This is a genomic window from Rhodococcus sp. BP-261, from assembly GCF_019835205.1.
In the GTDB taxonomy this organism is placed as follows: domain Bacteria; phylum Actinomycetota; class Actinomycetes; order Mycobacteriales; family Mycobacteriaceae; genus Rhodococcoides; species Rhodococcoides kyotonensis_B.
Map to the genome: position 1 here is coordinate 57,454 of NZ_JABUCO010000010.1, position 25,585 is coordinate 83,038.

The window sequence follows — 25,585 nt, forward strand, 5'->3', positions numbered from 1 at the left end:
CGAAAGGAGGGCACATGTCAGGTCGTCTCGAAGGCAAGGTCGCGTTCATCACCGGCGCCGCACGTGGCCAAGGCCGAAGTCACGCACTCAGGTTGGCGCAAGAAGGTGCCGACATCATCGCCGTCGACATCTGCGAGGACATCGACACCGTCACGCCGTTCTACAGGCTCGCAACCGAAGAGGAACTCGCCGAGACGGTGAGCCAAGTCGAGGCTCTCGATCGCCGCATCGTCGCTCGGCGAGCAGATGTCCGTGACGTCGACGCACTGCAAGCCGTGTTCGACGAGGGTGTCGCCGAACTGGGCCGCATCGACATCGTCGTCGCCAACGCCGGCATCGCGACGTACGGCTTGTCGTGGGAGCTCACGTCGGAGCAGTGGAAGGACATGATCGACGTCAATCTCACGGGAGTCTTCCACACCGCCAAGGTGGCCATCCCCACGCTGATCGCAGCAGGCCGCGGCGGCTCGATCGTGTTCACCAGTTCGATCGGTGGGCTCAAGGGCATTCAGCACGTGGCGCACTACGTGGCAGCCAAACACGGCATCGTCGGCCTCATGCGCACGATGGCCAACGAACTGGGGCCACACAGGATCCGCGTCAACACTGTGCACCCGACCAACGTCGACACCCTCATGATTCAGAATCCCGGCACCTATTCGATGTTCGCGCCCGGGGATCCGGAACCGAACCAGGACAAGGCGATGCCGGGATTCATGTCTCTGAACACGTTGCCGGTGCCGTGGATCGACCCCGTCGACATCAGCAATGCCGTGCTCTATCTCTCCAGTGACGAAGGTCGATACGTCACCGGTGTCACCCTGCCCGTGGACGCGGGCGCCTACGTCAAGTGAAAGGACACACCATGACCATTGCTTTCGAAGGTCTCGTTTCCGCGGACCTCGCCTATCGTGCTCAGGCCGCGCTGTACAGCTACGCCTGGGCCGCGGATTCCGGTGATCTGGACACGCTGCGCGACATGGCACTCGAGGATATCGCCGTCACCCAGTCCACCCAGGAGAAGCAGGGCCGAGAGGCATTCCTCGACATCTATCGGGCGTTCGCCGCCTCCGATACCGAACTCTCACGCCATGTCGTGACCAACACGGTGGTGACGAACGAAGGTGACGGCGTCCGTATCGACGCGTACTTCGAGGCCACCCTGTTCACCTCCGGGAGCACCTCACGCATCTTCGGCCGCTACTCCGACTCGCTCGTCGAGGTCGACGGCTCTTTGAAGCTGAAGCACAAGCGTATCTTCGTGGACCGCGTGATGGCACTGCCCGTCGCCACCGACGCGTTCGTGCCCTACGGCTCCGACAAGTCGTGAGTCGCGTCGGGATCGACGACAACGAGAACCTGGAATCGGTCCGCGCGTCCGAGGCCGGGCGTGCGGAACTGATTGCCGCGCAGACCGAATGCACGTTCGCGTTCACCACCGAAGCGGGTTGGCCGGCAGGCGTCGTCATGAGCTACCTGTTCACGCGCGACAGGTTCTGGCTGACGGCGGCGGCCGGGCGCGCCCACGTCCGCGGAGCTGTCCGCGACCCACGTGTCACGTTGGTGATCTCCAATGCGGGAACTGCGTTGCCGGGCCGTCGCATGGTGTCGATTCGCGGTACTGCCACCGTTCATCGGGAGGCCTCGGTGAAGAGTTGGTTCTATCCGGAGTTCGCGCAACATCTCGCGCCCGACGATCCCGACGCCTTCGTTGCACTTCTGGACAGTCCGGAGCGGGTGGTTCTGGAGGTCGAACCCGTTCGTGTTGCCGTCAGCCATGATTCGACCAAGATGCCGGGCGACGGCCGCGGCGGTCAGGTGCGGTAGGTGTTCCAGGTGGGCGCGGATTCGGGATAGTCGGCTTCGGCGTACCGAGTCTGCGGCCACCTGATGCGTTGGTTCGTACGGAAGCTCGACGCCATCGCCTCGACCGGGACGGCGTACATGAACGACACCTCACGATGCTCGAATCGCCATCCGTCGGCGAATCGGTAACGGTCCGTGTAACGAAACGCGCTGAGCATCAATGTGTCTCGTACTGCCAACTCTGCGTGGCCGGTCATGCGGCCGCTGGCTGACCCGTCGTCGTGCACGGTGATCAGGTGAATCTCGGGGGTGTGCAGCATGGTCGTGTAGCGATCCATGCTGTCGACGTAGAACGCTCGCAGTTCGTCGCGACCGGACATCGTTCGGCCCGCGACCGTGAACGTGGCGTCGGGTGTGTACATGGCGAGAACCGCCTCGATGTCGTGATCGTCGACCGCGATCGAGTAGGCGCCGGCTAGGTCTCGAATCTCGTCCTTGGCCATCAGTAGGTCCAGGGGGTTCATGTGCCTCCTTGCACCGCGACGCGGCCCGTACGCATGGTGACTCGCGTACGGGCCGCATCCGACGACTATGCCTCGAACCCGTCCATCTGCGGTGGGGTCAGAGGTGAGATGACGCGGGAGGATATCTTCCACCCGTCGCTCGTGAGGACGTACGTGTCCTCGTTCAGGGCGATGGCCTTGAACGCGGCACCACCTTTCGTATGTCCCTCGGAGAAAACGTAATTGGTTCCGTGCGCCTCGCTGTCGGAATCGAAATGCACGATGTGGTTGGTGATGATGTGGAACTGGTCCTGTACCTGCGCAGCGTCACGTTCGAAGAAGTCCAGGATGGCGTCGTGTCCCTCGTACCGAGCGAGTCCGACGGGAGTCGCGTCCCACACGGCGTCGGTGGCGAACGCGCTCAGCGCCAACTTCGGATCGAACTTGTCCAAACCCAGTGCATAGGTGTGGGTTACGGAGATGATCTCGTCGACACTCATGTCGGCCTCCTAGTCGTCGTACACGATGACGCCGCGGATGTTCTTACCGTCGCGCATGTCCTGGATCGCTTCGTTGATCTGCTCGAGCTTGTATGTCTTGCTGACCAGTTCGTCGAGCATGAACTCGCCGCGACGGTACATGTCCGCGATCAGGGGGATGTCGCGACGTGCCGTCGTCGTTCCGTACAGGGTTCCCTGCAGGCGCTTGCCGGACATGGCGAAGGTGAACAGGTCGAAGGGAACGTCGCGCTGGGTGACCGGGGCCGCCGACGTCAGCACCAATGTGCCGCCGCGCCGAGTCATCTCCTGGGCGGGATTGAGCAGGTGACCGTACGCGATGTCGACGGTGATGAGCACCTTGTCCGCGCCTTGGCCGTTCGACAGGGAGTCGACCAGTTCCTTGGCCTGCTCCAAGTTCTCCACCGTGTGCGTTGCGCCGAAAAGCTTTGCCTGATCACGCTTGTACTCGACGGGATCGACGGTGATGATGTTCTTCGCGCCCTTGTGGCGGGCTCCCTGCACGGCGTTCATACCGACGCCGCCGGTTCCGATGACGACGACGGTTTCACCGAGTGCGACTTCGGCGGCGTAGACCGAGGATCCCCAGCCGGTGGGTACGCCACATCCGATGAGCGCGGCCTTGTCGAGCGGAATGTCCTTGCCGATCTTGACGCACGAGTCGATGTTGACGACGACGTACGGCGAGAAGGTGCCGAGGAACGAGAAGGGGCCGACGCCCTGGCCTCGGGCATGGACACGGTGAGTGCCGTCGGGTGCGAAGCCGGCGAGTACTCCCGCGCCCATCTCGCACATGTTCGATCGTCCGACCGTACACATCTGACAGTGCCCGCACGACGGAAGGAAGGAGAGCACGACGTGATCGCCTACCTCGAAGCCCGTGACGTCGGGGCCCAGTTCCTCGATGACACCGGCGCCCTCGTGTCCCCCGATGATCGGGGCCCAATCGAGCGGAATGTCTCCGGTGTCGACGTGGTCGTCGCTGTGACAGATTCCCGACGCTGCGAGCTTGATGCGTACCTCACGGCTCTTCGGTGGGTCGATCTCGATCTCTTCGACACTCCAGCCGGAACGGGTGCCGGGTTCCCAGATCAATGCTCCGATTGTTTTCACTGATGCTCCTGACGATGTGAACGATGGTTCCCACGGATGCGCACGTCATGATGTGACCCCAGTCACCATAACCATGATAATGATTAGTGTAAAGACTCGAATGATGAAGTATGAGCACGGACAGAGGAGTAACCGTGAGCGAACATCCCACCAGCCAGACGTTCCGTCTGTCGTACGGCGATTGCGATGCCATCGGCATCTCGTACTTCGCGATCAACTATCCGTGGATGGAGCGAACGTACAGCGTCTGGCTGCACTCGTTCGGCATCGACAGTCACACGATGGTCGACGCCCTCGGCGTGGGAACGGTCGGATTCTCCTCCGAATGCACGTATCTCACACAGTGTCACGTGTTCGACGAGATCACGTGTGGCATGGAACTCGACCATCTCGGCACGACGTCGTACGTCGTCGGATTCCCGTTCACCCGGGGTGGCGAGCGTGTCGCCTACGGCAAGATCAAGTACGCGGTACGGGGACCTGACGGCCTCAAGGCGCCGATTCCCGATGCTCTGCGGTCTGCGCTCACCTCGCTCGACCGCCCGTGATCGCCGGCGTGGTAGCCGAGTCCGGATCGCGGCGGGGGCGTCGAATGTTGGGCGCGTCGGCGTCCGCGGCGTTCGCTGCGCTGGTCGTCGGTTCCAACGTTCCCGGGTCGATGCTTCCGATGTATGCCGAACGAATGTCGTTGTCCACGTTCACTGTGTCGGCGTTGTTCGCGGCCTACCTCGTCGCGCTGGTCGTGACGTTCACGGTGATGGCGCGAACGCGCCTGACACGCCGAGCATGGTTGTTGCTCCCGGCGGCTCTCGTCGGTGGCGTCGTGGCCGACGCGGCGCTGATCGCGGGCGGCGACGACGTCGTGTTCCTCTTCGTCGGGCGGTTCCTCACCGGCACATGTGTCGGCGTTGCGACGGGTGCCACCGCCACGATCGCCGTCGCGGCACGCGGCGAGAAAGGCCGGACGATCGCGGCGTCGGGCGCAATCTTCGGGTCATTCGTCGGCCTGATCCTGGGAGCCGTTGTCGCGGAGAACTTTCCGGGACCGACGGTGACCCCCTATGTGATCCACATGTCGTTGCTCGTCGCCATCGGTGTGCTTCTCGTCATCTCCCTCGCTCGTGCTCGGACTCTGCTACGAGACGAGCTCGGGCCGGGGCCGCTCCGAACGGACGGGCATGCCGACACCTCCGCGCGCGCCCGCGCGGCCGGCTACGGAATCGGGCTTGCCGGTTGGGCCATCGGTGGGCTCGCGGTCGGAATTCTCCCGACCGCGGTCCGGGAGCAGACGGGCGGCACGTCGCTGCTCGTCGGCGTGTCGGCGCCGATCGTGCTGTTGCTCGTCGCGTGGCTGGCGCCCCTCGTGTTCGCGGCGCGCCACACTGCTCTGCCTCCGAGTGTGTCGCTTGCGCTGATTGCCCTCGGCGCGGTGGCATGCGCGGCGGGTGTCGTGTCGTCGAGGTTGGAGCTCGTCGTGATCGGTTGTCTCTCCTGGGGTCTCGGACAAGGCTTCGCCTATTCGTGCGGTCTGCGATTGCTCACGCGGGGTGTCTCGGCGGTCGAACAGGGGCGCGTCGCCTCCAAGTACGCGTCGTTCTGCTACGGACTGACCGCGATCCTGACGTTGACGACGGGTGCTGTCTCCACAGGATGGGGGAGCGCAACGGGAATGGCCACGGCAGGCGCGATTCTGGTCGTTCTGTGTTCCGTCGTCGCGTTACTGGGCCGCGGGCGGTGGGAAAACGATGGTGACAACGCAGTACTCATGGTTCGTAGCCAGGTCGGAACCGTCTGAGCCACGACGTGTCGGCGCCGCGCAGTGTCTCGGGCCAATCAGCTCGCCGTAGGTCGCCGTAGGCTCGCATGCTACGTGAATCACCCAGTCCCTCTTCGTATTCGGAAACCGGAAGATAGTACATGTAGGACATCAGTCGATCGTGTATCCGCCACACGCCGTCCACGCGTCGATAACGGTCGCGATACCGCAGGGCGGTGACCATCGGAACGTCGTTCCTGACCAGCTCCGCATGCCCGACGGCGATGCCGTGCGCCGAGTTTCGATCCTCGTCGAATCTGACGACATGGCCGTGCGCGACGTGATTGGTCGGCCCCAACGCGTCGAATCGGCTCTGGAAGGTTCGCACTATCGCGTCCCGGCCATGTGCGTCGAACACCCCGTCCGCCGAGCGCATCGTTGCGTCTTCGGTGAACACCGCGGTGATGCCGTCGACGTCCCGCTCGTCCATCGCGAGACAGTACAGAACGGGTAATTCGGCTATCGCCGAACGTGATTCGAGCCGATCGAGCCTCAGCAGTATATCGATGTCGGTCACGGCGGTTGTTCCATTCTCGGGACGCGGTGCCCGTCGACGCCTCATGATGTGGTGGTCATTATATGCGCATCATTACCAGCAAAAGGGTGAATTGAATGAGGATGAGACTTGCTCCGCTGTTCGCGGGTGTCGTGCTCGTCGCAGCGGGCTGCGGAAGTGGCGCGGGCGGTGACACCGCGTCGGGCGAGATGCCGTCGGAAATCAAGGTGTTCTCGGTGACCGACAAGACCGGAACGCTGTCGTATGCGGGCACCAACCAGTTGAAGGGCATCGAGCTGGCAATCGAGGAGATCAACGAGCAGAACTACCTCGGCGAGTCCACGATGGTTCTCGAAAGCCGTGACTCTGCAGGAGAGGCGCAGACGGCGGCGAGTCAGGTGACCGAGGCCACCGTCGATCCCCGCGTGGCAGCGATACTCGGTACCGTGACGAGCGCGCAGACCGTCGCAGTGGCACCTCTCGCCCAAGCCGCCAAGGTGCCGATCGTCTTCACCCAATCCGGCAGCGACGGAACGTTGGTCGGTGAATACACCTATCGCGCAACGGCTCCCATGGCGACGTACTACGACCAGGCGGGCGAGTACCTGCAAACGCAGAACGTGAAGTCGCTCGGAATTCTGTACAACAGTGCCAACCCGACGCTTGCGCAGTTGTCGGAGGGGACTATCCCCGACATGGGCGGACGATACGGCTTCACCGTCGCGTCGACCTCGGCGGTGCAGAACACGACCCAGGACTTCACCGCCCCTATTGCGAAACTGCTCGCGGACGATCCCGACGGTATCGCGATCATGATGAACGGCGCTCAGAACGCGACGGCTGTCTCTCAGCTTCGTCAGGCCGGTTTCGACGGGACCCTGGTCACCCACACCGGTTCCGGGGCAGGCAATCTCACGCCTGCAGGGCCCGCGGGCGCAGGGATGACATGGCCGACGGACTTCACTTATCACGGCACGAATCCCGCGACTCAGGACTTCGTCGAGGCGTACCGCACCAAGTACGACGGTGAGAATCCGAACAACTATGCAGCGGAGGGCTACGACGCCGCCTGGATGATCGCCCGTGCCATCGAGAAGTCGGGTGGCGCGTCACGGGAGGACATCCAGAACGGCTTGCAGCAGGTCGTGGCCGAGGGATTCACCGGGGCCGAGGGCGACGTCACGTTCGAAGGAAACGACATGAGCGTGAAAGGCGCTCTCGTGCAATGGAACGGGACCGAAGAAGTACTGCTGTCCGAGAAGTGACGGACTGCTACTCCGGATCGGGGAAGACGGCCTTCCTCTTCTCGAGGAACGCCGTCGCACCCTCGATCATGTCGGGGCTGCCGACGGCCTGGGTGAGCATCCCGAGTCCCGACGAGAAGGAGTCGCGCGCCGCGTTCCACCAGAGGTTGGAACTCGTCTTGGTGATCTCCAGGTATCGCGGACTCAAGGCCGAGATCTCGTCGCACCACTCCTGGACCGTCGCCTCGAGCTTGTCGTCGTCGACGACCTCGTTGATCAAGCCCATGTCCAGCGCCTGCTGTGCGGAGTATCGGCGACACAGCATCGACAGTTCTTTGGCGCGCTTCTCGCCGATCTGCACTCCCATGACGTTCGTGGCGCCGGTGACCGGTGCGCTTCCCACCCGCGGACCGGTCTGGCCGAACGTGGCCGAACGTGCAGCAACCGCCAGATCGCACGCAACGATCAATTCGTTGCCTCCGCCCGCGGCCGCACCGTTGACCGCGGCGATGACCGGGCGCGGGCACGTGCGGATGGCGTCGAACAGCCGTAGCGAACCGCGGTAGAGCCGGCGCATCTCCTTCGGCGTCGGTTCGCTGAGTTTGGCCAGAGAACCACCGGCGCAGAAGCTTCCACCCGAGCCGGTGATGACGACCGAGCGGTAGCCCGACGCGTCGTCGAGGGCGTCGGCGATCGCGGCGGACATCTCGGGATCGAACGCGTTGCGACGCTCGGGCCTGTTCAGCCGAATCCACAGCGTCGCTGGGGTACTTTCGATGATCACGTCGGGCATGAGTCCGTCCTGTTCGTTGGTAGTAGTTCGTGATCCGGGGTATGGGGATACCGCGGTTTCGCAGGTTGCAGGCGCCGCACGGGCCTATTGTTATAATCAATCGCCTCGAATAGCAGGGAGACTCGACCCATGACCGTAGCCAACCGCGCTCCCAAAGCAGCGATGGTGATTGCGCAGCAGATCATCCGCGATACCTTGCGGCAGGGGCTGACCGCCGGGGATCTTCTTCCGCCCGAGAAAGCGATGCTCGAGAAGTATCAGATCGGCCGCGGAACGCTCCGAGAAGCGCTCAGACTCCTCGAGTTCCAGGGCGTCATCGCGCTCAAGCCGGGCCCCAAAGGTGGGCCTGTTCTGCTCGATCCCGACGCGTCGCACCTCGCCAGCACGGTCATCCTGCTGATGCAGTTGAAGAATGCGCCGTTCAAGGCGATCGCCGAGGCCCGCGTCGCGATGGAACCGATGATCTCGCGCCTTGCCGCCGAACGCATCTCCGACGAATCGCTCGTCCAGTTGGGCGGCACCATCGACACCATGCGCGAATCCCTCGACGACCAGTACGTGTTCCTCGAGGCCAACAAGCAGTTCCACGACATCATCGCCTGGTCGTCGGGCAATCCGTTGTTCGGCTACATCGTCGACTCGCTGCTCGGGATCATGGACGGCACGATCATCGGAATCGACTATCCGGCGCCTCGGCGCAGTGCCATCATCACCGCTCACCAATCGATCTACGACTCTCTGCTCGTACGGGATCCGGATTTGTCCCAGGACCGTATGGCCAAGCACATCAACGAATACGTGCGCTACGCCGAGCGGAAGTTCCCCGACGTCATGGGCTCGGTCATTCAGTGGGATCGCGCGTTGTAGACGCCTCGCGTACGTGAGTGCGAATGTACAGCGGGCTATACATTCGCACTCACGGGTGGCGAAGCCGCCTACTCGACACTGATTGCCCGTTCCGGGCAACTGTCGGCGCCGGCCCTCGCTTCGTCGATACGGGTCGGCTCCTGGCCTTCGGGTAGTACATAGGCGTGGCCGTCCTCGTCGCGTAACGCGAAGACCTGCGGCGACGTCATCTGGCACAGTCCGTGCCCCTGGCACTGGAACTCGTCGACCGAAACGTTCACGACTCCTCCTTCTGGGCTGTCCGAAGGGCTGTTTGTTTACAGCCATTCCAGTGATCTCGACTATATGCTGTCGCTGCTGTGATGTTGACAACATCGGAATCTAGTATAACCATTATCAGCGCAGTGCATGAATTGGTCACGAGATTTCGCGGGAGGACATTCAGCCATGACGGACAGCGGGGGCAGGTGCCCGGTCATTCACTTCGATCACAACTCGCAAGAGCATTCCGCAGATCCTGTCGGTTCCTACCGGGCACTGCGGAACGCGGAAAAGCGAGGGTGGTCGGAGGCGCACGGCGGCTACTGGGTCCTGTCCGACTACGACGCGGTGTTCGACGCCTCACGTGACGACGACACTTTCTCCTCGGCGCGTTCCGAGTACGGCGGCGAAGGGCTGTCGGTCGTAATTCCGAAGACGCCCATGCACTTTCACATTCCGATCGAGCTCGACCCGCCCGAGTTCCGCAAGTATCGCAAGATCGTCAATCCGATCACCTCGCCCGCCGCGGTCGAGAAGATGAAGGACCTCGTCGAACATCACACGACGGCGTTCATCGACAGTGTCATCGAGGCAGGGGAGTGCGACTTCACCTCCGTCATCGGGGTGCCCGCGATCGTGACGGTCGACTGGCTCGGGCTCGGGATCGAGGACTGGAAGACTTATGCCGCAGCGCATCACGAGGCGCTGGCAGGTGTTCCGGGCAGTCCGCACTACGAACATGCGATGAAGGTCGACTTCCCGTACCTGTCGGAGAAGATGCGCACGGTCATCGCGGATCGCCGCGCGAACCCGACCGACGACGTCATCAGCTACCTCGTCCAGCAGGAAGTGGACGGGCGGGTGCTCGACGACTTCGAGGTGTTCGCCATGGTGGAACTGCTCGTTGCAGGCGGCACCGGAACCACGGCGTCGCTGGTCAGTCAAACCCTGGTGTGGCTGGCCGATCACCCCGACGTCCGGCAACGTCTCATCGACGACCCATCTCTCATGGACCACGCCGTCGAAGAGTTCCTGCGCTTCTTCTCGCCGACGCAGGCACTGGCGCGTACGGTCACCGAGGACGTCGACTTCAAGGGTTGCCCGATGAAGAAGGGCGACCGCGTGCTGCTGTCGTGGGCGTCGGCCAACCGGGACGAGGCGTTGTTCGAGAATCCCGACGAGATCGACATCGAGCGATGGCCCAACCGCCACACCGCATTCGGCATCGGAGTGCACCGCTGCTCGGGGTCGCATCTCGGTCGCCTGATGGCGAAGACGTTGCTGACGCAGATTCTCGAGAGAATGCCCGACTACACCATCGAGACCGACAAGCTCGAGCGCTACCCCCATCAGGGAACGAACATGGGATGGCAGAGAATTCCCGCTCACTTCACGCCCGGCGAGAAAAGACTCGCCGACGGTGAAGCCGTGGCCGCGGCCACCGCACCTGCGGCGCCGATGTACTGATGAGCAGAGTAGTCGTCGTCGGCGGGGGGCTCGCCGGCGCGCGTACCTGTGAAACGTTGCGGTCGAACGGTTTCGAGGGCGAGATCGTTCTTCTCGCCGCCGAACGGCATCTTCCGTACGACAGGCCACCGCTCACCAAGGCCGCGTTGAGAGGCGATTCGAACACGCGGCTGCGCACCGACTACGAGGCGCTGAAGATCGACGTTCGCGTCGGGGTCGCCGCGACGGGCCTCGACCTCCAGTCCAAGAAAGTCGAGACGGCCCAGGGCGCAGTCGAATACGACACCCTCGTCATCGCCACGGGCGCCGCTCCGATCATGCTGCCCGGTTCGAGCCGCCAGCTCGCGATACGCACCGTCGACGACTCGCAGAAACTGCGCGAACTTCTGAAGCCCGGCGCGAAAGTCGTTCTCGTCGGCGCGAGTTGGATCGGCGCCGAGGTCGCGACGGCTGCACTCGCAGCAGGGGCCGAGGTCACGTGCGTCGAGTACGGACCTGCACCCTTGGCGAACGCGCTCGGTGTGGACGTCGGCACACGGTTCGTCCCCTGGTGGGACGCAGTCGATCTGCGCGTCGGGGTCGGCGTTCGCGAAGTCACGGACACCGGAGTCACGCTCGACACCGGTGAGGACGTGTCCGCGGACGTCGTGGTCGCAGGCATCGGAGTTCGGCCGGACGTGAGCTGGCTGGAGGATTCGGGCCTGTCGATCGCGCGCGGTATCGAGGTGGACGAGCACCTGCGCACCTCGGACCCCCACGTCTTCGCAGTCGGAGACGTGGCAGTTCGGTGGTCACCTCGGTCGAATCAGTCACTGCACGTGGAGCATTGGGACGATGCCCGCACCGGGCCCGACGCCGTTGCCCGAACGATCGTCGGTCGCGAGCCCGCCGTCCACGATCCGGTTCCGTACTTCTGGAGCGACCAGTTCGGTCACAAAATTCAATACGTCGGCCACCACAGCGCGACGGACGCCGTGGTCGTTCGTCACGGCGACGACGACAAGTGGGCAGCTGCCTGGCTCGACGACAGTGGTGTGCTGACAGCACATCTGAGCATCGACACACCGAAACTCATGATCGGGGCCCGCGCCGCGATCGCCGCAGGCACACGTCCGGATGCCACCGCTCTACGCGATATCACCCAACCGCTCAGCTGACAGAGGAGAAGAATCGATGACCGCGACAGTCCCAGCTTCGACGACCTTGAAGAGCTACGACAAACTATTCATCGGTGGCACATGGGTGGAGCCGTCGAGCGACAAGGTGATCGAGGTGGTCTCACCCATCACCGAGGAACTGCTCGCGACGGTCCCCGATGCGCAACCTGCGGACATCGACAAGGCAGTTGCGGCCGCACGCAAGGCGTTCGACGACGGTCCATGGCCGCGCATGACGGCCGAAGAGCGAGCGAAGTACCTCGTGCGCATTCAGCAGGAAGTCGAGAAGAGATTCGACGCGATGGCAGCGGCGTTCACTGCCGAGATCGGCGCTCCTGCGGGCGCGAGCGTCGCGTTCCACAACAACGCGCTGAAGATGTGGGGTGACGCATCGACGCTGCACGAGCGGTTCGAGTTCGAGGAAGAACGCAGCTGGGCCGACGGCCACGGCAAGCTCGTTCGCGAACCCATCGGAGTCGTCGCGACGATCATCCCGTGGAACGGTCCGGTTGCCACGGCCTCGTTGAAGATTGCTCCTGCGCTCGCGGCCGGATGCACCGTCGTGCTGAAGCCGGCTCCCGAGGGGCCGGTCAGCATGATGCTTCTCGCCGAGGCTCTCGAAGCGGCAGGGTTGCCCGAAGGTGTCATCTCCCTCCTTCCCGGCGGTCGCGAGACAGGCGAACATCTGGTGCGGCACAAGGACGTCGACAAGATCTCCTTCACCGGATCGACCGCCGCCGGTCGTAAGATCATGAGTCTGTGCGGAGAGCGCATCGCACGAGTGACGCTCGAACTCGGCGGCAAATCAGCGGGAATCATCGCCGACGACATCTCTCTCGACAAGGTCTTTCCCGCCCTGGCGTTCGCAGGCATCGGCCACAGCGGTCAGGTGTGCGCGGCGATCACTCGCATCGTCGTTCCGCGTCATCGTCAGGACGAGGTCGTCGACACCATCAAGACCATCTTCGAGTCGGTCTCCGTCGGTGACCCACGGGACGACAGCGTCGCGATCGGACCGCTGGCGGCCGAACGTCAGCGCACCCGAGTCCTCGACTACATCGAGGTCGGCAAAGCCGAAGGCGCGCGACTCGTCACCGGAGGCGGGCGACCGGCAGGACTAAACAAGGGCTGGTACGTCGAGCCGACGCTGTTCGCCGACGTCACCAACGACATGCGCATCGCTCAGGAAGAGATCTTCGGTCCCGTCGTCGTCGTGATTCCGTTCGACAGCATCGACGAGGCTGTCGCGATCGCCAACGACTCGGACTACGGACTGTCCGGTGCCGTCTACGCCGAGGATGCAGCATTGGCGGAGAGCATTGCCCGACGCGTCCGCACCGGCCAGATCTCCATCAACGGCTGGGACATGTGCGTCACTCAACCGTTCGGTGGATACAAGCAGTCCGGCCTCGGACGCGAAGGAAACGTCGAGGGTCTGAGCTCGTTCCTCGAGACCAAGCTGATTCAGTTCGCCGACTAGGCGTGTCGACGAAGAAGGGCCCCTCTCGCGAGGGGCCCTTCTTCGTTTCCTTCGTTCACGCAGGTACGGGACTCCTCGGAACCGAGGGATGTAGTCCCTCCACCTTCGCCTTGATCTGCAGAGCCAGAAACTTTCCGTAGTAGCGAGCCATGGCGAGGTTGCCACCCATGAACCACAGACCCGGGTGCCCGGATTCGCGCCAGACGCCCTGCAGTTCGCCTTCCGCGTCGAGACCCCACACAGGACCGCAACGGTGTGCGACGTCCTCGCCCAGGAGGCGTCGCGCCGTCTGCAACATCCCCTTGAAACCGGTGGCGAAGACGACGATGTCGGCACTCAGGGATGTTCCGTCGGTCAGGTGGACACCGTGTTCGGTGAACCGTTCGATCTCGACGCCCGAGCGAATGCCGATGTCGCCCGCTGCGATCAGTTCCGAGCAGCCGACGTTGATGTAGTAGCCACCGCCCTTCTGCAAGAACAACATCAGAGCGCCGGTGCCGTCGATTCCCGAGCTGAGCAGGAATCCGGCTCGGCGAAGGCCATCCAGAAGTTCTTCGTCCAACTCGGCCATCGCGGCGGTGGTGTTTCGGTGGATGTCCGGGACAGCTTTGAACGGAAAGGACGCGCCGAGCAGGTCGGCGGTCTCTGTGGGTGGGCCCGTCTCGTCGTACAACCCGGCCATCGCGATCTTGGAGGCGTCGACGCTGACGACGTAGGAGGGGGACCGTTGCAGCATGGTGACCTCGGCGCCACGCTCGAACAGTTCCTGCGCGATGTCGTGTCCGCTGTTGCAACTGCCGACGACGATTGCATTCTTGCCCTGAAGATCACCGCTGCTCGCGAAGCTACTCGAGTGGGAGATGCTCCCCGCGAAGAGCTCCGAGTCCGCAACGGTCGGCATATTGGGTTCGGTACCACTGACGCCGGTGGCCAGTACGAGGTGCCGAGGGCGCAGAGTTCTTTCGGTGCCATCGGAACGACGGACGGTCACGGTCCACGCGGCGGCATCGTCGTCGTACGTACTCGCCACCAGTTCCGAGCCGGTCCACACGTTGAGCTCCATCGTGGAGGCGTAGAACTCCAGCCAATCACCGATCTTGTCCTTGGGCGTGTAGACCGGCCACGTGGACGGAAACGGGAGGTACGGCAAGTGGTCGTACCAGACCGGATCGTGCAGGACCAGGGAATGGTAACGATTGCGCCAGTTGTCGCCGATGCGCTCGTTCCTGTCGATCACCAGCGTGGCCACGTCGAGCTGCCCCAATCTGGCTGCGAGACCGAGGCCGCCGTGTCCGCCCCCGACGACGAGCACCTCTGGGTCGCCCTCGGCGAACTCCCGTCGGGCGGCACGGTGCTGCTGCCAGTTGCGCGCGATTCGGTTCGCGCCCTGAGCGCCCCCGCGCGGGCGGCGGGCACCGGTGGATTCCTCGTGACCGACGAGCTCGTCCATCGCCGTCAGTAGCGTCCATGCTTTCCATGCCCGATCATCCGTCGATCGAGTGAGTCGCAGTACGCCTCGGCCTCGTGCGGAGTCCGAGTCGACGGCGATGACCGCTTGAATCCAGGCGTCGTCGCCCTGCCCCACGATCGTTGCTCCGCCGACGAGCGACAGGCGTACGTCGCCCTGATCGTGCGCTTGCGCGAGGTACTGTCCGATGCCGACGTTGCCGTTCAGGCTACGCAGATCCCAGCCGAACATGAGCAGATCACGCCACCATCCGTCGGGTCGGAACAAGGCCGCGGCCGCGTCGGCGTCACGAGTGGCGAGCGCGGCGCCGAACTCTTGGATCCACTCCGTCGCAACCGATTCGAAATCGTCGTCATGCGATTCGTTCATTCGAGCCCCTGTTCGTGAGTGTGGTCGTCACGCGGTGTGTTCGTGTCCCTGTTCGGGCCTATGCGGGAATGTCCACACGGACCGACAGAAGGCTTGCGTCGCGCGTGTCCTGACGTGCATGCTCGGACGACGACGGGGCCGCACATGCGAACAGTGTCCTCCCGTCGGCGCCTCCGAGCATGCACGCGAAAACACCTGTCGGAAAGACCTTCTCGTCGACGATCTCACCGCCCTGGACGACGCGGATCAGACGCTGATTCAGGGCGTCGGCCACCCAGATCGCACCTTCGGAATCGAGTCCGATGCCGTCGGGTGCCACGGACGCCGCACTCATCGCATCCCGGACGCTCGTACGGGGGACCTCCGGACCGAAGGCGGCCCATGTTCGACGATTCGACAGTTCCCCGTCGTCGGCGACGTCGAATGCCGTCATCCGATTGCCCATCGACTCGGCGACGACCAGGGTGCGGTCCTTCGTGATCACAGAACCGTTGGGGAACAACAGATCTCCCGCAGCGACGGCCGCGTCACCGTTCGGTGCGACATGGATGAGCACGGCGGATTCGACGTACGAACGGCTGCGAAACTCGAAGCCGAATGTGCTGATGTACGCGTGGCCACGGTCGTCGACGACCATGTCGTTCAGCTTGCCTGTTGCCAGGTGCGATACATCTGCGTGGGTGACGAGTGAGCCGTCGTGTTCGCGTCTGAGCACGAGCCCGTCGACCATCGACACGATCAGCAGGCGGCCGTCCGGCAACCACCCGAGTCCCGACGGCCGGTCCTCCATGGTCGCTTCGACGCGCACGTCGCCGTCGTCGCCTATCGACAACACCTCGTGCGCATACAGATCGGAGACCCAGATACGACCGTCGTGCCACCGTGGGCATTCGAGAAACGCGCGGTCGGTGACGACGGTCGTGATGTCGGCGGTGCTGGTCATGAAGTGTCCTTTTCGTGTCGATCGTTACTGCGTCTGAACCGTCGTCGACGGCGATGGTCTGTCCGATGGCGAAGGAGGCCTTGTGGTTCGCCGTCCCGCTGCGATCTCGCAACGTGGTCCAATTGTGCTACCGGACAACGAGTTCTGTGGACCATGCCATCTCTCCTCGCGCCGATCTCATGGCTGTGTGACCGTTGACACAGGTGTACTATACCCATACCGTGCTAATCATGCGCACTAATGATGCACGTCAGGTCGATGTCGTGGTGGTGGGGGCGGGATTCTCCGGCTTGTATCTGCTGTGGAAACTGCGTGGCCAGGGATTGAATGTTCGTCTTTTCGAGGCAGGTGACGACGTCGGTGGCACCTGGTTCTGGAACCGCTATCCAGGTGCACGGTGCGACGTCGAAAGTGTGGACTACTCGTTCTCGTTCGACGACGCACTCCAACAGGAGTGGACATGGAAGGAGCGGTATCCCGCTCAGCCGGAGATTCTCGCGTATCTCCAGCATGTTGCAGACCGATTCGATCTGCGTCGCGACATCTCGCTGAACACTCGGATCCAGTCGGCGCGCTACGACGAAACGACGAAAGCTTGGACCGTGTACGCCGCTGGACAGGCGTGTGCCACCGCCCGGTTCGTGATCATGGCTACCGGGTGCCTCTCCGTGCCTCAGACGCCGAACATCGCTGGGCTGGAGAGCTTTACGGGCGACGTCTATCACACGGGGAACTGGCCCACGGAAGGGGTCGACTTCACGGGTAAGCGGGTCGCCGTGCTCGGGACGGGTTCCTCGGGAATTCAGCTCATACCGGAAGTGGCGAGACAAGCCGATCATCTCACTGTTCTGCAGCGCACGGCGAGTTTCTCCGTTCCCGCGATGAACGGGCCACTCGATCCCCGATTCGAGGCCGAGGTGAAGGCGAACTACCCGGAACGACGTCGCCGAGCTCGGGCGTCGTCCGCGGGAGTCGAGCGTGGTGACAATCCGCAGAACGCGCTGGATGTTTCAGCCGAGGATCGTGCGCGCGAGTTCGACAGCCGTTGGGGTAAGGGTGGTTTCGCTCTACTGGGTGCCTACCAGGATTTGATGCTGACCGACGACGCCAACGACACGGTGGCGGACTACGTGCGCGCCAAGATTCGCGCGACGGTCCACGATCCTGACATCGCCGAATCTCTGATTCCCCGTGGATACCCCCTGGGGGCGAAACGCATCTGCGTGGACACGGACTATTTCGAGACCTACAACCGTGGCAACGTCACGCTGGTGGACCTGCGACGGACACCGCTGGAGTCGATCACCCCGACGGGAGCGCGCACCACCGAAGCCGAGTACGATTTCGACATAATCTGCTTGGCAACAGGTTTCGATGCCATGACCGGTGCGCTCGACCGTATCGACATTCGGGGGTCCGGTGGCCAGAGCTTGAAGAGCAAGTGGCAGCACGGACCGACCACCTATCTGGGACTCGGCGTCGCCGGGTTCCCGAACCTCCTGCTGATCGCAGGGTCCGGAAGTCCTTCGGTGCTGGCCAACATGGTCACCGCCATCGAGCAGCACGTCGAGTGGACGTCGGACTGCCTCGCGTACATGGACTCTCACGGGTACGAGACCATCGAGCCCACCCAGAAAGCTGAGGACGAGTGGGTGGCGCACGTCAACGAGATGGCGTCGTACACGGTGTTTCCGAAGGCGGCGTCCTGGTACATGGGAGCCAATGTTCCGGGCAAGCCGCAGATCTTCATGCCCTACGTCGGTGGGTGCGTGGAGTACGAGAAGAAGTGCAATGCCGTTGCCGACGAGGGATATTCGGGATTCGTGCTGAAGTGACCCCGCGCGCGACGGAGCCTGCGGCTTCGATCCGGGAGGCGCTCCGCTAGCGCCCGTGCCCGTGCGTGCGAATGTATAGCCCGCTATACATTCGCACGCACGTAGGCTATTCCTGCGACGCGGCAACCATGTCTTCTCGCTCGACGACTTTGACGCGTTCGCGGCCTTCGGGTTCGCCGAGGGAGCGTTCGTGGGCGTCGAGGCGGTACCAGCCGTCCCAGGTGGTGAAGGGGACCTGCTTGTCTTCGAGGAAGTCGATGACGGCTTGTTCGGACGGGTCGGTGGCGCCGTCGAAGTTGGGTGCGTCTTCGAGTAGGCAGGCGACGGTTTCGTTGGCGTCGCCTTTGGTGTGGCCGATGAGGCCGACGGGTCCGCGTTTGATCCAGCCGGTGACGTAGGTGGCGGGTACGTGCTTGCCTTCGTGCCCGGGAGTGGAGCCTGCGGAATGACCCGTGTCGGCGAGCACGCGTCCGGCTTCGTTGGGGATGGTGCCTGCTTGTTCGTCGAAGGGCAGGGATGTGATGTTCTGGGAGAGGTAGCCGACGGCGCGGTAGACCGCTTGGACGTCCCATTCGTTGTATTTTCCGGTGCCGCGGACGTTGCCGGTGCCGTCGAGTTCGGTGCGTTCGGTGCGTAGGCCGACGACTTTGCCGTTGTCGCCGAGGATTTCGGTGGGGGATTCGAAGAAGTGGAGGAACAGTTTGTGGGGGCGGTCGCCGACGTCGCGGATGGCCCAGTCCTGCAGGGTGTTGGCGACCATGTCGACCTGTTTGGAGCCGCGGCGGGCGGCTTCGGAGCCTTCGTCGTAGTCGATGTCTTCGGGGGCGACGATGACTTCGATGTTGGGGGAGTGGTCGAGTTCGCGTAGTTCGAGCGGGGTGAATTTGGCTTGTGCGGGGCCGCGGCGGCCGAAGACGTGGACTTCGACGGCTTTGTTGGCTTTGAGGCCTTCGTAGACGTTGGCGGGGATTTCGGTGGGGAGGAGTTCGTCGCCGGTTTTGGCGAGGACGCGGGCGACGTCGAGGGCGACGTTGCCGACGCCGAGGACGGCGACTTTTTCGGCGTCGAGGGGCCAGGTGCGGGGGACGTCGGGGTGGCCGTCGTACCAGGAGACGAAGTCGGCGGCGCCGTAGCTGCCGTCGAGGTCGATGCCGGGGATGTTCAGGGCGCGGTCGGCGTTGGCGCCGGTGGAGAAGATGACGGCGTCGTAGAAGCGGCGTAGGTCGGCGAGGGTGATGTCGGTGCCGTAGTCGATGTTGCCGAGGAGGCGGACCTGTGGTTTGTCGAGGACTTTGTGCAGGGCGGTGATGATGCCTTTGATGCGTGGGTGGTCGGGTGCGACGCCGTAGCGGATCAGGCCGAAGGGCGCGGGCATGCGTTCGAACAGGTCGATACTGACATCGGTGTCGGACTTCATGAGTGCGTCGGCGGCATAGATGCCGGCTGGTCCAGCGCCGACGATGGCGACGCGGAGAGTTCGAGAAGTATCCATCCGTTAATCGTAACTATCATGCGCATAGAATGGAACGGATTGCGCCCCGTGCGCGCGAATGTACAGCCCGCTGTACATTCGCGCGCACGAGGCAGTTGATCAGTCCCCGACGGTGACGGCCTGAGCCTCGTCCACGCTGTGCGGGGCAGGGTCGTGTTCGTCGACGTGCGCCAGAACCTTACGGCCGGTGGACAATACGACGATCGCCAGCAGCGTGCACACCGCGCCGACCCAGAACGGAACATGAGCGTTGCTCTCGCCGAGTTTGCCTGCGAGGTACGGCGCCGCGGCACCTCCGACGAAGCGGACGAAGCTGTAGGCGGCGGACGCCGTCGAACGCTCGACGGGCGCCGAGATCATCACGGTCTCGGTGATCAGAGTGTTGTTGACGCCCAGGAACAACCCGGCGAGCACCGTTCCGACGATCAGAACGATCTTGTCTTCGGTGAACAGAGCCATGACGCCGAGGTCGATCGCGAACAACAGCAGCGACGCCATCATCATGTTCAGCGTGCCGTATGCGCGCTGCAGTCGAGGAGCGAGGAACACCGACGCGATCGCGAGGCACAGTCCCCAGCCGAAGAAGATGAAACCGATGCTGTACGTACCCATGTCGAGTGGGAACGGTGTGTAGGCGAGCAGCGTGAAGAAGCCGTAGTTGTACAGCAACGCGGTGATGCCGACGGTCAGCAGGCCGCGGTGACGCAGAGCGCGGAACGGGTCGAGGATCGACGTCGTGTGCGCCGGCTTCGGGGTTTCCGGGAGCATGACGATCAGCAGGATGAACGCCACGGCCATGAGCGTCGCAACGCCGAAGAACGGTCCGCGCCAGGAGATTCCGCCGAGCACTCCTCCGACGAGCGGGCCGGTGGCGATGCCGATTCCGAGCGCGGCCTCGTACAGGATGATCGCGCGAGCGACACCGCCCGACGCGGCGCCGACGATCGTCGACAGGGCGGTCGCGATGAACAATGCGTTGCCGAGTCCCCAGCCTGCACGGAAACCGATGATCTCGCCGACGGTTCCGGAAAGTCCTGCGAGAGCGGCGAACACGACGATGATCGCCAGACCGGCCAGTAGAGTCTTCTTCGGCCCGAACCTACTGGACACCACACCCGTGATGAGCATCGCGACGCCTGTGACGAGCATGTAACTGGTGAACAGCAACGACACCTGCGACGGGGACGCGTGCAGTTGTTCACCGATCGGCTTCAGAATCGGATCGACGAGTCCGATGCCCATGAACGCGATGACGCTCGCGAACGCAACGGCCCAAACAGCTTTCGGTTGCTTCAACAAGCTTTCCGAGGATGTACTCACTTCTTCTTCTCTCCTTGCGAATATGTCGCGTTCTACTCGGAGATCGACGTCTTGAGCATCGTGCGCAGTTCGCTCAAGCCGGCGGTCAGTTTCTTCAATTGATCCGGCTCGAAGTCGGAAAGGTAGGGGATCAACCCGTCGCCGATGTGTGTGCGGCCGTCGTTCAGCCAGGCAACACCGTCGTCGGTCATCTCGACGAGAACCGCTCGTGAATCCGACGGGTCCGCCGTGCGTGCGACGAGTCCTCGGTCGGCGAGTTTGCCGAGCAAGGCCGTCGCCGACGGCTGGGAGCACCGATCCAGGCGAGCGAACTCGCTGATGCGGAGCGGTTGGTACTCCTCGAGCAATGACAGGGCGCGCATCCACGCACGTGGGTGGTCGTCACTGCCGAGTTGCGCAGCAAGACGGGCGAACCTGGACGACGTGGTCACCAGTTCGACGAGTAGGTCGCGCGTCGAGGAGTCGGGGTGCGTCACTTCAATTATGTTACATAAGCTAATTATGTATATCAAGCGAGCCGGACGCCTCCCGAACTTCGTCGGGAGGTGGGGCTCAGCTCGGGCTGTTCTCGTTCAGGAAGTTCTTGATTGCGACGTCCCATTCCGAGTCGCGCTGCTGGTCGAGGCGGTAACGCACGACGGTATAGACGCCGGACAGGATCATGGCAACCGCGAACAAGCTTCCGATGCCGACGAACAGGGCTGCTGCGACGGCGTCGGCACCGGTCGTCGGCTGCGCCGTACGCTCGCCCGCGGCGTCGACCCAGATCTCGGACTCGGTGCCCGCGGGCGAACCGGACGCGACCGACACGGACCCGTTGTGCTGGGCGCCGTCGAACGTCCAGGTCGCGTCGACGGATGCGGTGGTGGACGACCCGCCATCGCCTGTGGCCAGGGGCATCGCTTGCGCTTCCGCGGTGGTGGTCGCCGTTACCTGGTGGAGCGACGTCTCCTGCGCGACCATCCGCGCCTGCTGCGTTTCGAGGGTGGACATTCCGAGCCATGCAGCGATCGGCACCATCAGGATGACGAGCGTGACGACGACGTTCTTGACGCGGGCTTGGATGCGGTCGGAGCGTCGGAAAAGGGGGTTGTGCAACGCGGGGTAGCCGACACCGGAGTTACGAGCGTGGTCAGTGTGTTTCCGGCGCATAGTAGTCCCTACGTGTCGTGTCGCGTGTTTACCTTTCAACGATGACAAGCTGCACGGTTCCGATCAAGCGATAGGGGCCAGCATCACACAACTAATTAGTTATGCGAAGCATAAGGGGTGTGCGATGAAACGAACGTCCGTGGCCAGGATCTTCTTCGCCGGGTCGGCGGCTGCGACGGTGATCGGGGCAGCCACGGGACGCGAGCGTGTACATCGCGTCGCGAAACCGTTGATGATGCCGGCTCTCGCGGCGAGCGTGGAACGTCGGTCTGCTTTGCTCGGATCCGCACTCGCGGCCGCGACGCTCGGGGACGTCCTGATGCTCGATCCCGACGACGATGCGCGCATTCTGGGCGGTGCCGGAGCGTTCGCCGTCATGCAGACCTGCTACTCGGTGCTGCTGGCGTCGCGAGGTGCCCGGATCACGACGACGGCCGCGCTTCCGCGACTGGCGGGCTGGGGCGTCGCTGCGGTTGCGTTGAGGCAACGCTCACCGGACGTGGCACCGGGTCTCGCCGGCTACGGCGTCCTGCTGGCGACGATGTCGACGTTGTCTGCCGACCCGACGCTCGCGCCGGGTGCGACGGTGCGCGCCGGAGTCGTCGTGCCGACCGGCGACACCAGGTCGTGGCTCGCCGCGGGCGGTGTCCTGTTCACGATCTCCGACGCCCTCATCGTGTTCCGTCGGCTCGTGTTGTCGAGCGAGCGCGTGAGGCGGATCGCTGAAGGGGCCGTCCTGTCCACCTATGCGCTTGCTCAGTACCTACTCGTCCGGGGTCTTGCCGGGGAGTAGAAGCACTTTGTGGTGGTCCAACGGGTCGACCATGACCGGCAGGGTGCGGCCTGGCTCGAACCTCGAGGCTTCGTCCGGCGGAATGGAATAGACGATGCGACCGGCGAACGGGGCAGAACCGGGAACGGTGAACGCGAGGTCGAGTTCGGTGGAATCGTCGTCGATCCTGCGCGACGCCTCCACCGTGGCCCAGCCTTCGACGCCGTTCTTGGCGAGGCGTCGCTGCTCCGCGGTGCGACGGTTCGCGACGAGCATGGCGATCCCGAGCGCGACGGCGAACCCTGCCACCAGGAACATGAGCTGGTAGGGAAGGGTGCCGGGCTCTGCTCGTGGCCTGAGCCACCCGGCCCAGATCACCAGCACGATCACATAGACCACCGCCACAGCCGCGACGGCCCGCAATATCCGTTCGTGATTCACCCACATCTCCTCGACGAGAACTTCAGCGTAGTCCTGAAATATCCCCGAGGGACTTACCGATAACCGTCGTAACGCCTATTCTGTCGGAATGCCTACGCCTTCCGTCTTCATCACCGGCGCCGCAGCCGGGATCGGACGTTCCACTGCGCTCAAGTTCGCTCGCTCGGGTTACCTCGTCGGCGCGTACGACATCGACGAGACCGGCCTTGCTTCGCTGAGCAAAGAGGTGACCTCGAGGGGCGGACGCATCGTCACCGGCGTCCTCGACGTGACCGACCCGCAGCAGTGGGAGAAGCGTCTGAAGGAATTCGACGTCGAGGCGGACGGACGTCTCGACGTGTTGATCAACAACGCGGGCATTCTCGTTGCCGGACCGTTCGAAGAGATGCCGCTCGAGGTGCACAAGAAGCAGATCGACATCAACTTCAACGGTGTCGTCTACGGAACGCTCGCAGCGTTCCCGTATCTGAAGGTGACGCGAGGTGCTCAGGTCGTCAACCTGTGTTCGGCGTCGGCGATCTACGGCCAGCCCGAGCTCGTGACCTACGGCGCGACGAAGTTCGCGGTACGCGGTGTCACCGAGGCGCTCGACCTCGAATGGAAGAAGTACGACATCTCGGTCAAGGCCATGTGGCCGCTGTTCGTCCAGACCGCCATGACCAAGGATGTCAGCACGGGAACGACGAGCACGCTCGGAATCAAGCTCACCGCCGACGACGTCTCGCAGGCCATCTTCGACGCCACGAGACCGGCGAAAGGGTTGCGGCAGAGGCCGTTGTTGCACAAGGTGCACTTCCCGGTCGGTCTGCAGTCGAAGGCTCTGTCGCTCGGTTCGCGCTTCTCGCCTGCCTGGCTGACACGCGAGGTGAACCGTCGCCTGAGCCACACCTAGACCGACATGGTCGACCGGAGCTGAACAACCCGCACCCCGACGGCGACCGCCGGCCTTCGCCGGTATGGTCGCTGAGCGAGAAAGCGTGAAGCGAAAGTGGGGTCGGGGTCGAACATGGTGAACAAGCGTCTGGCAGTGGCCGGTCTCGGTGCGGCAGCGGCCGTACTGGCCGGGTGTAGCAGCGAATCGGGCGCCGACGTCGCCGCTCCGTCGTCGGCGGCGCCGACGACGACCACCACGACAGCGGCTCCCACCACGACGACGGAAGCCCCCGTCCCGACGACCGAAGCGCCGCTCCCCACGACGACCGAGCCCGCCCCCGCGCCGACGCCGCAGACCACGTACGCGGCGCTCGACGGGGCGTACTACTTCAGCTCGCCGGACGGGCAGTTCCAGTGCGGCATCGTCACGCTGTCCTCGCGCACCGAGGCGGGATGTCAGGGCACGACCGATCCGGTTCCCCCGCGTCCGGAGGACTGCATGATCAGCTGGGGCAACGGAATTCGTGTCACCAACGAGGGCGCGGCGTCGTTCATGTGCGCGGGCGGCGCGGTGTACACGTCGGGCGGGGAGGCCATCGATCCGCCGCTGGGCGTCGGGCAGACCATCGCCGCCGACGGTTACACGTGCACGTCTGCAGCCGACGGCATCTCCTGCACCAACGACGAGACCGGACACGGCTTCCGTATCGCTCCCGACAGCAACGAAGTCTATTGAGCAGCAACGGTTTCGACGAGGTAGCGATCGGTCCGACGGAGTGGGGTGACAACCCGAACGGAGTCGGACCGTGGGAGACCGAACACGACGAACCGCGCCCGACCGACCCTCGCTACGACCCCGAACTGCTGGAGTCGGGGGACCGCCGCAACGTCGTCGACGCGTATCGCTACTGGACGCGTGAGGCGATCGTCGCCGACATCGACCGTCGTCGGCACCCGTTGCATGTCGCGATCGAGAACTTCGCCAACGACGCCAACATCGGCACCGTCGTCCGGACCGCGAATGCCTTTGCGGCACAAGCGGTTCACATCGTGGGCCGTCGCCGGTGGAACCGTCGCGGCGCGATGGTGACCGATCGGTACCAGCATCTCCATCATCACGCGACCGTCGCCGACTTGCTCGAGTTCGCCACCGAGCGCGGGCTGACCGTCGTCGCCGTGGACAACACGCCCGGTTCGGTGCCCATCGAAACCGCCGAACTGCCGCGGCAATGCCTCCTGCTGTTCGGGCAGGAGGGCCCGGGCGTCACCGACGAGGCGTGCGGTGGGGCGTCGAAGACGGTGTCGATCGCGCAGTTCGGATCGACGCGCAGCATCAACGCAGGAGTGGCAGCCGGGATCGCGATGCATGCCTGGATTCGGCAGCATGCGGACCTGTCCGATGCCTGGACGTGACACCTTC

The 25,585-nt window shown here is 63.8% G+C and carries 28 protein-coding genes; 15 read left to right on the forward strand and 13 right to left on the reverse strand.

Features of this window, described 5'->3' with window-relative positions; genetic code table 11:
• Window positions 1-14 precede the first annotated feature (14 nt).
• Genes HQ354_RS13340 through HQ354_RS13350 form a run of 3 tightly spaced genes read left to right on the forward strand, consistent with a single transcriptional unit; the run spans window position 15 to window position 1,827 of the window.
• Window positions 15-854, forward strand: coding sequence for a mycofactocin-coupled SDR family oxidoreductase (locus tag HQ354_RS13340; protein WP_068421806.1), 840 nt, complete (start codon window positions 15-17; stop codon window positions 852-854).
• Window positions 855-865: 11 nt separating this feature from the next.
• On the forward strand, window positions 866-1,330 hold the full coding sequence (locus tag HQ354_RS13345; RefSeq protein WP_222634808.1) for a nuclear transport factor 2 family protein: 465 nt from the start codon (window positions 866-868) through the stop codon (window positions 1,328-1,330).
• Window positions 1,327-1,827 carry a pyridoxamine 5'-phosphate oxidase family protein gene (locus tag HQ354_RS13350; protein ID WP_222634809.1) on the forward strand — a complete coding sequence of 167 codons (501 nt, stop codon included), beginning with the start codon at window positions 1,327-1,329 and terminating at the stop codon, window positions 1,825-1,827. Before HQ354_RS13345 ends, HQ354_RS13350 begins: the two co-directional genes overlap by 4 nt.
• On the opposite strand, the gene HQ354_RS13355 is transcribed toward HQ354_RS13350, so the two are convergent.
• The 3 genes from HQ354_RS13355 to HQ354_RS13365 form a co-directional block, all read right to left on the reverse strand.
• Window positions 1,815-2,330 (reverse strand): nuclear transport factor 2 family protein, encoded by a 516-nt coding sequence (locus HQ354_RS13355; protein ID WP_222634810.1) that lies wholly within the window; start codon window positions 2,328-2,330, stop codon window positions 1,815-1,817. The two genes, HQ354_RS13350 and HQ354_RS13355, sit on opposite strands and share 13 nt — an antisense overlap.
• A 65-nt stretch (window positions 2,331-2,395) precedes the next feature.
• The gene (locus HQ354_RS13360) at window positions 2,396-2,809 is read right to left on the reverse strand and encodes a nuclear transport factor 2 family protein (protein ID WP_068421815.1); all 414 of its coding nucleotides are present in this window, start codon (window positions 2,807-2,809) and stop codon (window positions 2,396-2,398) included.
• 9 nt (window positions 2,810-2,818) lie between these two features.
• Entirely contained in the window at window positions 2,819-3,940 is a 1,122-nt protein-coding gene (locus tag HQ354_RS13365; protein ID WP_068421817.1) for an NDMA-dependent alcohol dehydrogenase, read from the reverse strand.
• Window positions 3,941-4,074: 134 nt separating this feature from the next.
• On the opposite strand from HQ354_RS13365, the gene HQ354_RS13370 reads away from it, so the two are divergent.
• On the forward strand, window positions 4,075-4,488 hold the full coding sequence (locus tag HQ354_RS13370; RefSeq protein WP_068421820.1) for a thioesterase family protein: 414 nt from the start codon (window positions 4,075-4,077) through the stop codon (window positions 4,486-4,488).
• A complete protein-coding gene (locus HQ354_RS13375; protein WP_308115238.1) occupies window positions 4,485-5,735 on the forward strand; it encodes an MFS transporter in 1,251 nt (416 codons plus the stop codon). Before HQ354_RS13370 ends, HQ354_RS13375 begins: the two co-directional genes overlap by 4 nt.
• On the opposite strand, the gene HQ354_RS13380 is transcribed toward HQ354_RS13375, so the two are convergent.
• A complete protein-coding gene (locus HQ354_RS13380) occupies window positions 5,704-6,273 on the reverse strand; it encodes a nuclear transport factor 2 family protein (RefSeq protein WP_222634812.1) in 570 nt (189 codons plus the stop codon). The genes HQ354_RS13375 and HQ354_RS13380 overlap by 32 nt on opposite strands.
• A gap of 95 nt (window positions 6,274-6,368) precedes the next feature.
• On the opposite strand from HQ354_RS13380, the gene HQ354_RS13385 reads away from it, so the two are divergent.
• Window positions 6,369-7,517, forward strand: a complete 1,149-nt coding sequence (locus HQ354_RS13385; RefSeq protein ID WP_222634814.1) for an ABC transporter substrate-binding protein — start codon at window positions 6,369-6,371, stop codon at window positions 7,515-7,517.
• Between the two features lie 7 nt (window positions 7,518-7,524).
• Here HQ354_RS13385 and HQ354_RS13390 read toward each other — a convergent pair whose 3' ends face one another.
• Window positions 7,525-8,289, reverse strand: coding sequence for an enoyl-CoA hydratase/isomerase family protein (locus tag HQ354_RS13390; protein WP_068421828.1), 765 nt, complete (start codon window positions 8,287-8,289; stop codon window positions 7,525-7,527).
• A gap of 129 nt (window positions 8,290-8,418) precedes the next feature.
• On the opposite strand from HQ354_RS13390, the gene HQ354_RS13395 reads away from it, so the two are divergent.
• Window positions 8,419-9,156, forward strand: a complete 738-nt coding sequence (locus HQ354_RS13395) for a FadR/GntR family transcriptional regulator (protein WP_068421831.1) — start codon at window positions 8,419-8,421, stop codon at window positions 9,154-9,156.
• A 68-nt stretch (window positions 9,157-9,224) separates the two neighbouring features.
• Here the strand turns inward: HQ354_RS13395 and HQ354_RS13400 are convergent, their stop codons facing one another.
• A complete protein-coding gene (locus tag HQ354_RS13400; protein ID WP_068421835.1) occupies window positions 9,225-9,416 on the reverse strand; it encodes a ferredoxin in 192 nt (63 codons plus the stop codon).
• Window positions 9,417-9,582: 166 nt separating this feature from the next.
• Here HQ354_RS13400 and HQ354_RS13405 point away from each other — a divergent pair, with 166 nt between their 5' ends.
• From HQ354_RS13405 to HQ354_RS13415, 3 genes are read left to right on the forward strand one after another with little or no spacing between them, the layout of a single operon-like run.
• On the forward strand, window positions 9,583-10,863 hold the full coding sequence (locus HQ354_RS13405) for a cytochrome P450 (RefSeq protein ID WP_068421840.1): 1,281 nt from the start codon (window positions 9,583-9,585) through the stop codon (window positions 10,861-10,863).
• Window positions 10,863-12,020 carry an NAD(P)/FAD-dependent oxidoreductase gene (locus HQ354_RS13410; RefSeq protein WP_068421843.1) on the forward strand — a complete coding sequence of 386 codons (1,158 nt, stop codon included), beginning with the start codon at window positions 10,863-10,865 and terminating at the stop codon, window positions 12,018-12,020. Before HQ354_RS13405 ends, HQ354_RS13410 begins: the two co-directional genes overlap by 1 nt.
• Window positions 12,021-12,036: 16 nt before the next feature.
• Entirely contained in the window at window positions 12,037-13,500 is a 1,464-nt protein-coding gene (locus tag HQ354_RS13415; RefSeq protein ID WP_068421845.1) for an aldehyde dehydrogenase, read from the forward strand.
• A 55-nt stretch (window positions 13,501-13,555) separates the two neighbouring features.
• Here the strand turns inward: HQ354_RS13415 and HQ354_RS13420 are convergent, their stop codons facing one another.
• Entirely contained in the window at window positions 13,556-15,337 is a 1,782-nt protein-coding gene (locus HQ354_RS13420) for an FAD-dependent oxidoreductase (RefSeq protein ID WP_068421850.1), read from the reverse strand.
• Window positions 15,338-15,395: 58 nt separating this feature from the next.
• Window positions 15,396-16,280 (reverse strand): SMP-30/gluconolactonase/LRE family protein, encoded by an 885-nt coding sequence (locus HQ354_RS13425; protein WP_167676374.1) that lies wholly within the window; start codon window positions 16,278-16,280, stop codon window positions 15,396-15,398.
• A gap of 230 nt (window positions 16,281-16,510) precedes the next feature.
• Between HQ354_RS13425 and HQ354_RS13430 the strand changes: the two genes are divergently transcribed.
• Complete coding sequence (locus HQ354_RS13430; RefSeq protein ID WP_261768705.1) at window positions 16,511-18,115, forward strand: NAD(P)/FAD-dependent oxidoreductase; 1,605 nt, start codon at window positions 16,511-16,513, stop codon at window positions 18,113-18,115.
• A 106-nt stretch (window positions 18,116-18,221) separates the two neighbouring features.
• Here HQ354_RS13430 and HQ354_RS13435 read toward each other — a convergent pair whose 3' ends face one another.
• The 4 genes from HQ354_RS13435 to HQ354_RS13450 all read right to left on the reverse strand — a co-directional run bounded on the left by HQ354_RS13435 (window position 18,222) and on the right by HQ354_RS13450 (window position 22,025).
• Window positions 18,222-19,607, reverse strand: a complete 1,386-nt coding sequence (locus HQ354_RS13435; RefSeq protein ID WP_222634815.1) for an FAD-dependent oxidoreductase — start codon at window positions 19,605-19,607, stop codon at window positions 18,222-18,224.
• A 99-nt stretch (window positions 19,608-19,706) separates the two neighbouring features.
• Window positions 19,707-20,927: an MFS transporter gene (locus HQ354_RS13440; RefSeq protein ID WP_167679098.1), complete on the reverse strand. Its 1,221-nt coding sequence runs from the start codon at window positions 20,925-20,927 to the stop codon at window positions 19,707-19,709.
• A gap of 32 nt (window positions 20,928-20,959) precedes the next feature.
• Window positions 20,960-21,403 carry a MarR family winged helix-turn-helix transcriptional regulator gene (locus tag HQ354_RS13445; RefSeq protein WP_243636568.1) on the reverse strand — a complete coding sequence of 148 codons (444 nt, stop codon included), beginning with the start codon at window positions 21,401-21,403 and terminating at the stop codon, window positions 20,960-20,962.
• A gap of 76 nt (window positions 21,404-21,479) precedes the next feature.
• Window positions 21,480-22,025 carry a hypothetical protein gene (locus HQ354_RS13450; RefSeq protein ID WP_261769139.1) on the reverse strand — a complete coding sequence of 182 codons (546 nt, stop codon included), beginning with the start codon at window positions 22,023-22,025 and terminating at the stop codon, window positions 21,480-21,482.
• A gap of 178 nt (window positions 22,026-22,203) precedes the next feature.
• Here HQ354_RS13450 and HQ354_RS13455 point away from each other — a divergent pair, with 178 nt between their 5' ends.
• On the forward strand, window positions 22,204-22,872 hold the full coding sequence (locus HQ354_RS13455; RefSeq protein ID WP_222634816.1) for a lysoplasmalogenase: 669 nt from the start codon (window positions 22,204-22,206) through the stop codon (window positions 22,870-22,872).
• Here HQ354_RS13455 and HQ354_RS13460 read toward each other — a convergent pair.
• On the reverse strand, window positions 22,843-23,292 hold the full coding sequence (locus HQ354_RS13460; RefSeq protein WP_114328579.1) for a hypothetical protein: 450 nt from the start codon (window positions 23,290-23,292) through the stop codon (window positions 22,843-22,845). The genes HQ354_RS13455 and HQ354_RS13460 overlap by 30 nt on opposite strands.
• A gap of 88 nt (window positions 23,293-23,380) precedes the next feature.
• Between HQ354_RS13460 and HQ354_RS13465 the strand changes: the two genes are divergently transcribed.
• From HQ354_RS13465 to HQ354_RS13475, 3 genes are all read left to right on the forward strand, one after another.
• The gene (locus HQ354_RS13465; protein WP_222634817.1) at window positions 23,381-24,184 is read left to right on the forward strand and encodes an SDR family oxidoreductase; all 804 of its coding nucleotides are present in this window, start codon (window positions 23,381-23,383) and stop codon (window positions 24,182-24,184) included.
• Between the two features lie 114 nt (window positions 24,185-24,298).
• Window positions 24,299-24,901: a DUF6636 domain-containing protein gene (locus tag HQ354_RS13470; RefSeq protein ID WP_222634818.1), complete on the forward strand. Its 603-nt coding sequence runs from the start codon at window positions 24,299-24,301 to the stop codon at window positions 24,899-24,901.
• Window positions 24,898-25,578 carry an RNA methyltransferase gene (locus HQ354_RS13475; RefSeq protein WP_261768706.1) on the forward strand — a complete coding sequence of 227 codons (681 nt, stop codon included), beginning with the start codon at window positions 24,898-24,900 and terminating at the stop codon, window positions 25,576-25,578. Before HQ354_RS13470 ends, HQ354_RS13475 begins: the two co-directional genes overlap by 4 nt.
• The last annotated feature ends 7 nt before the right edge of the window (window positions 25,579-25,585 follow it).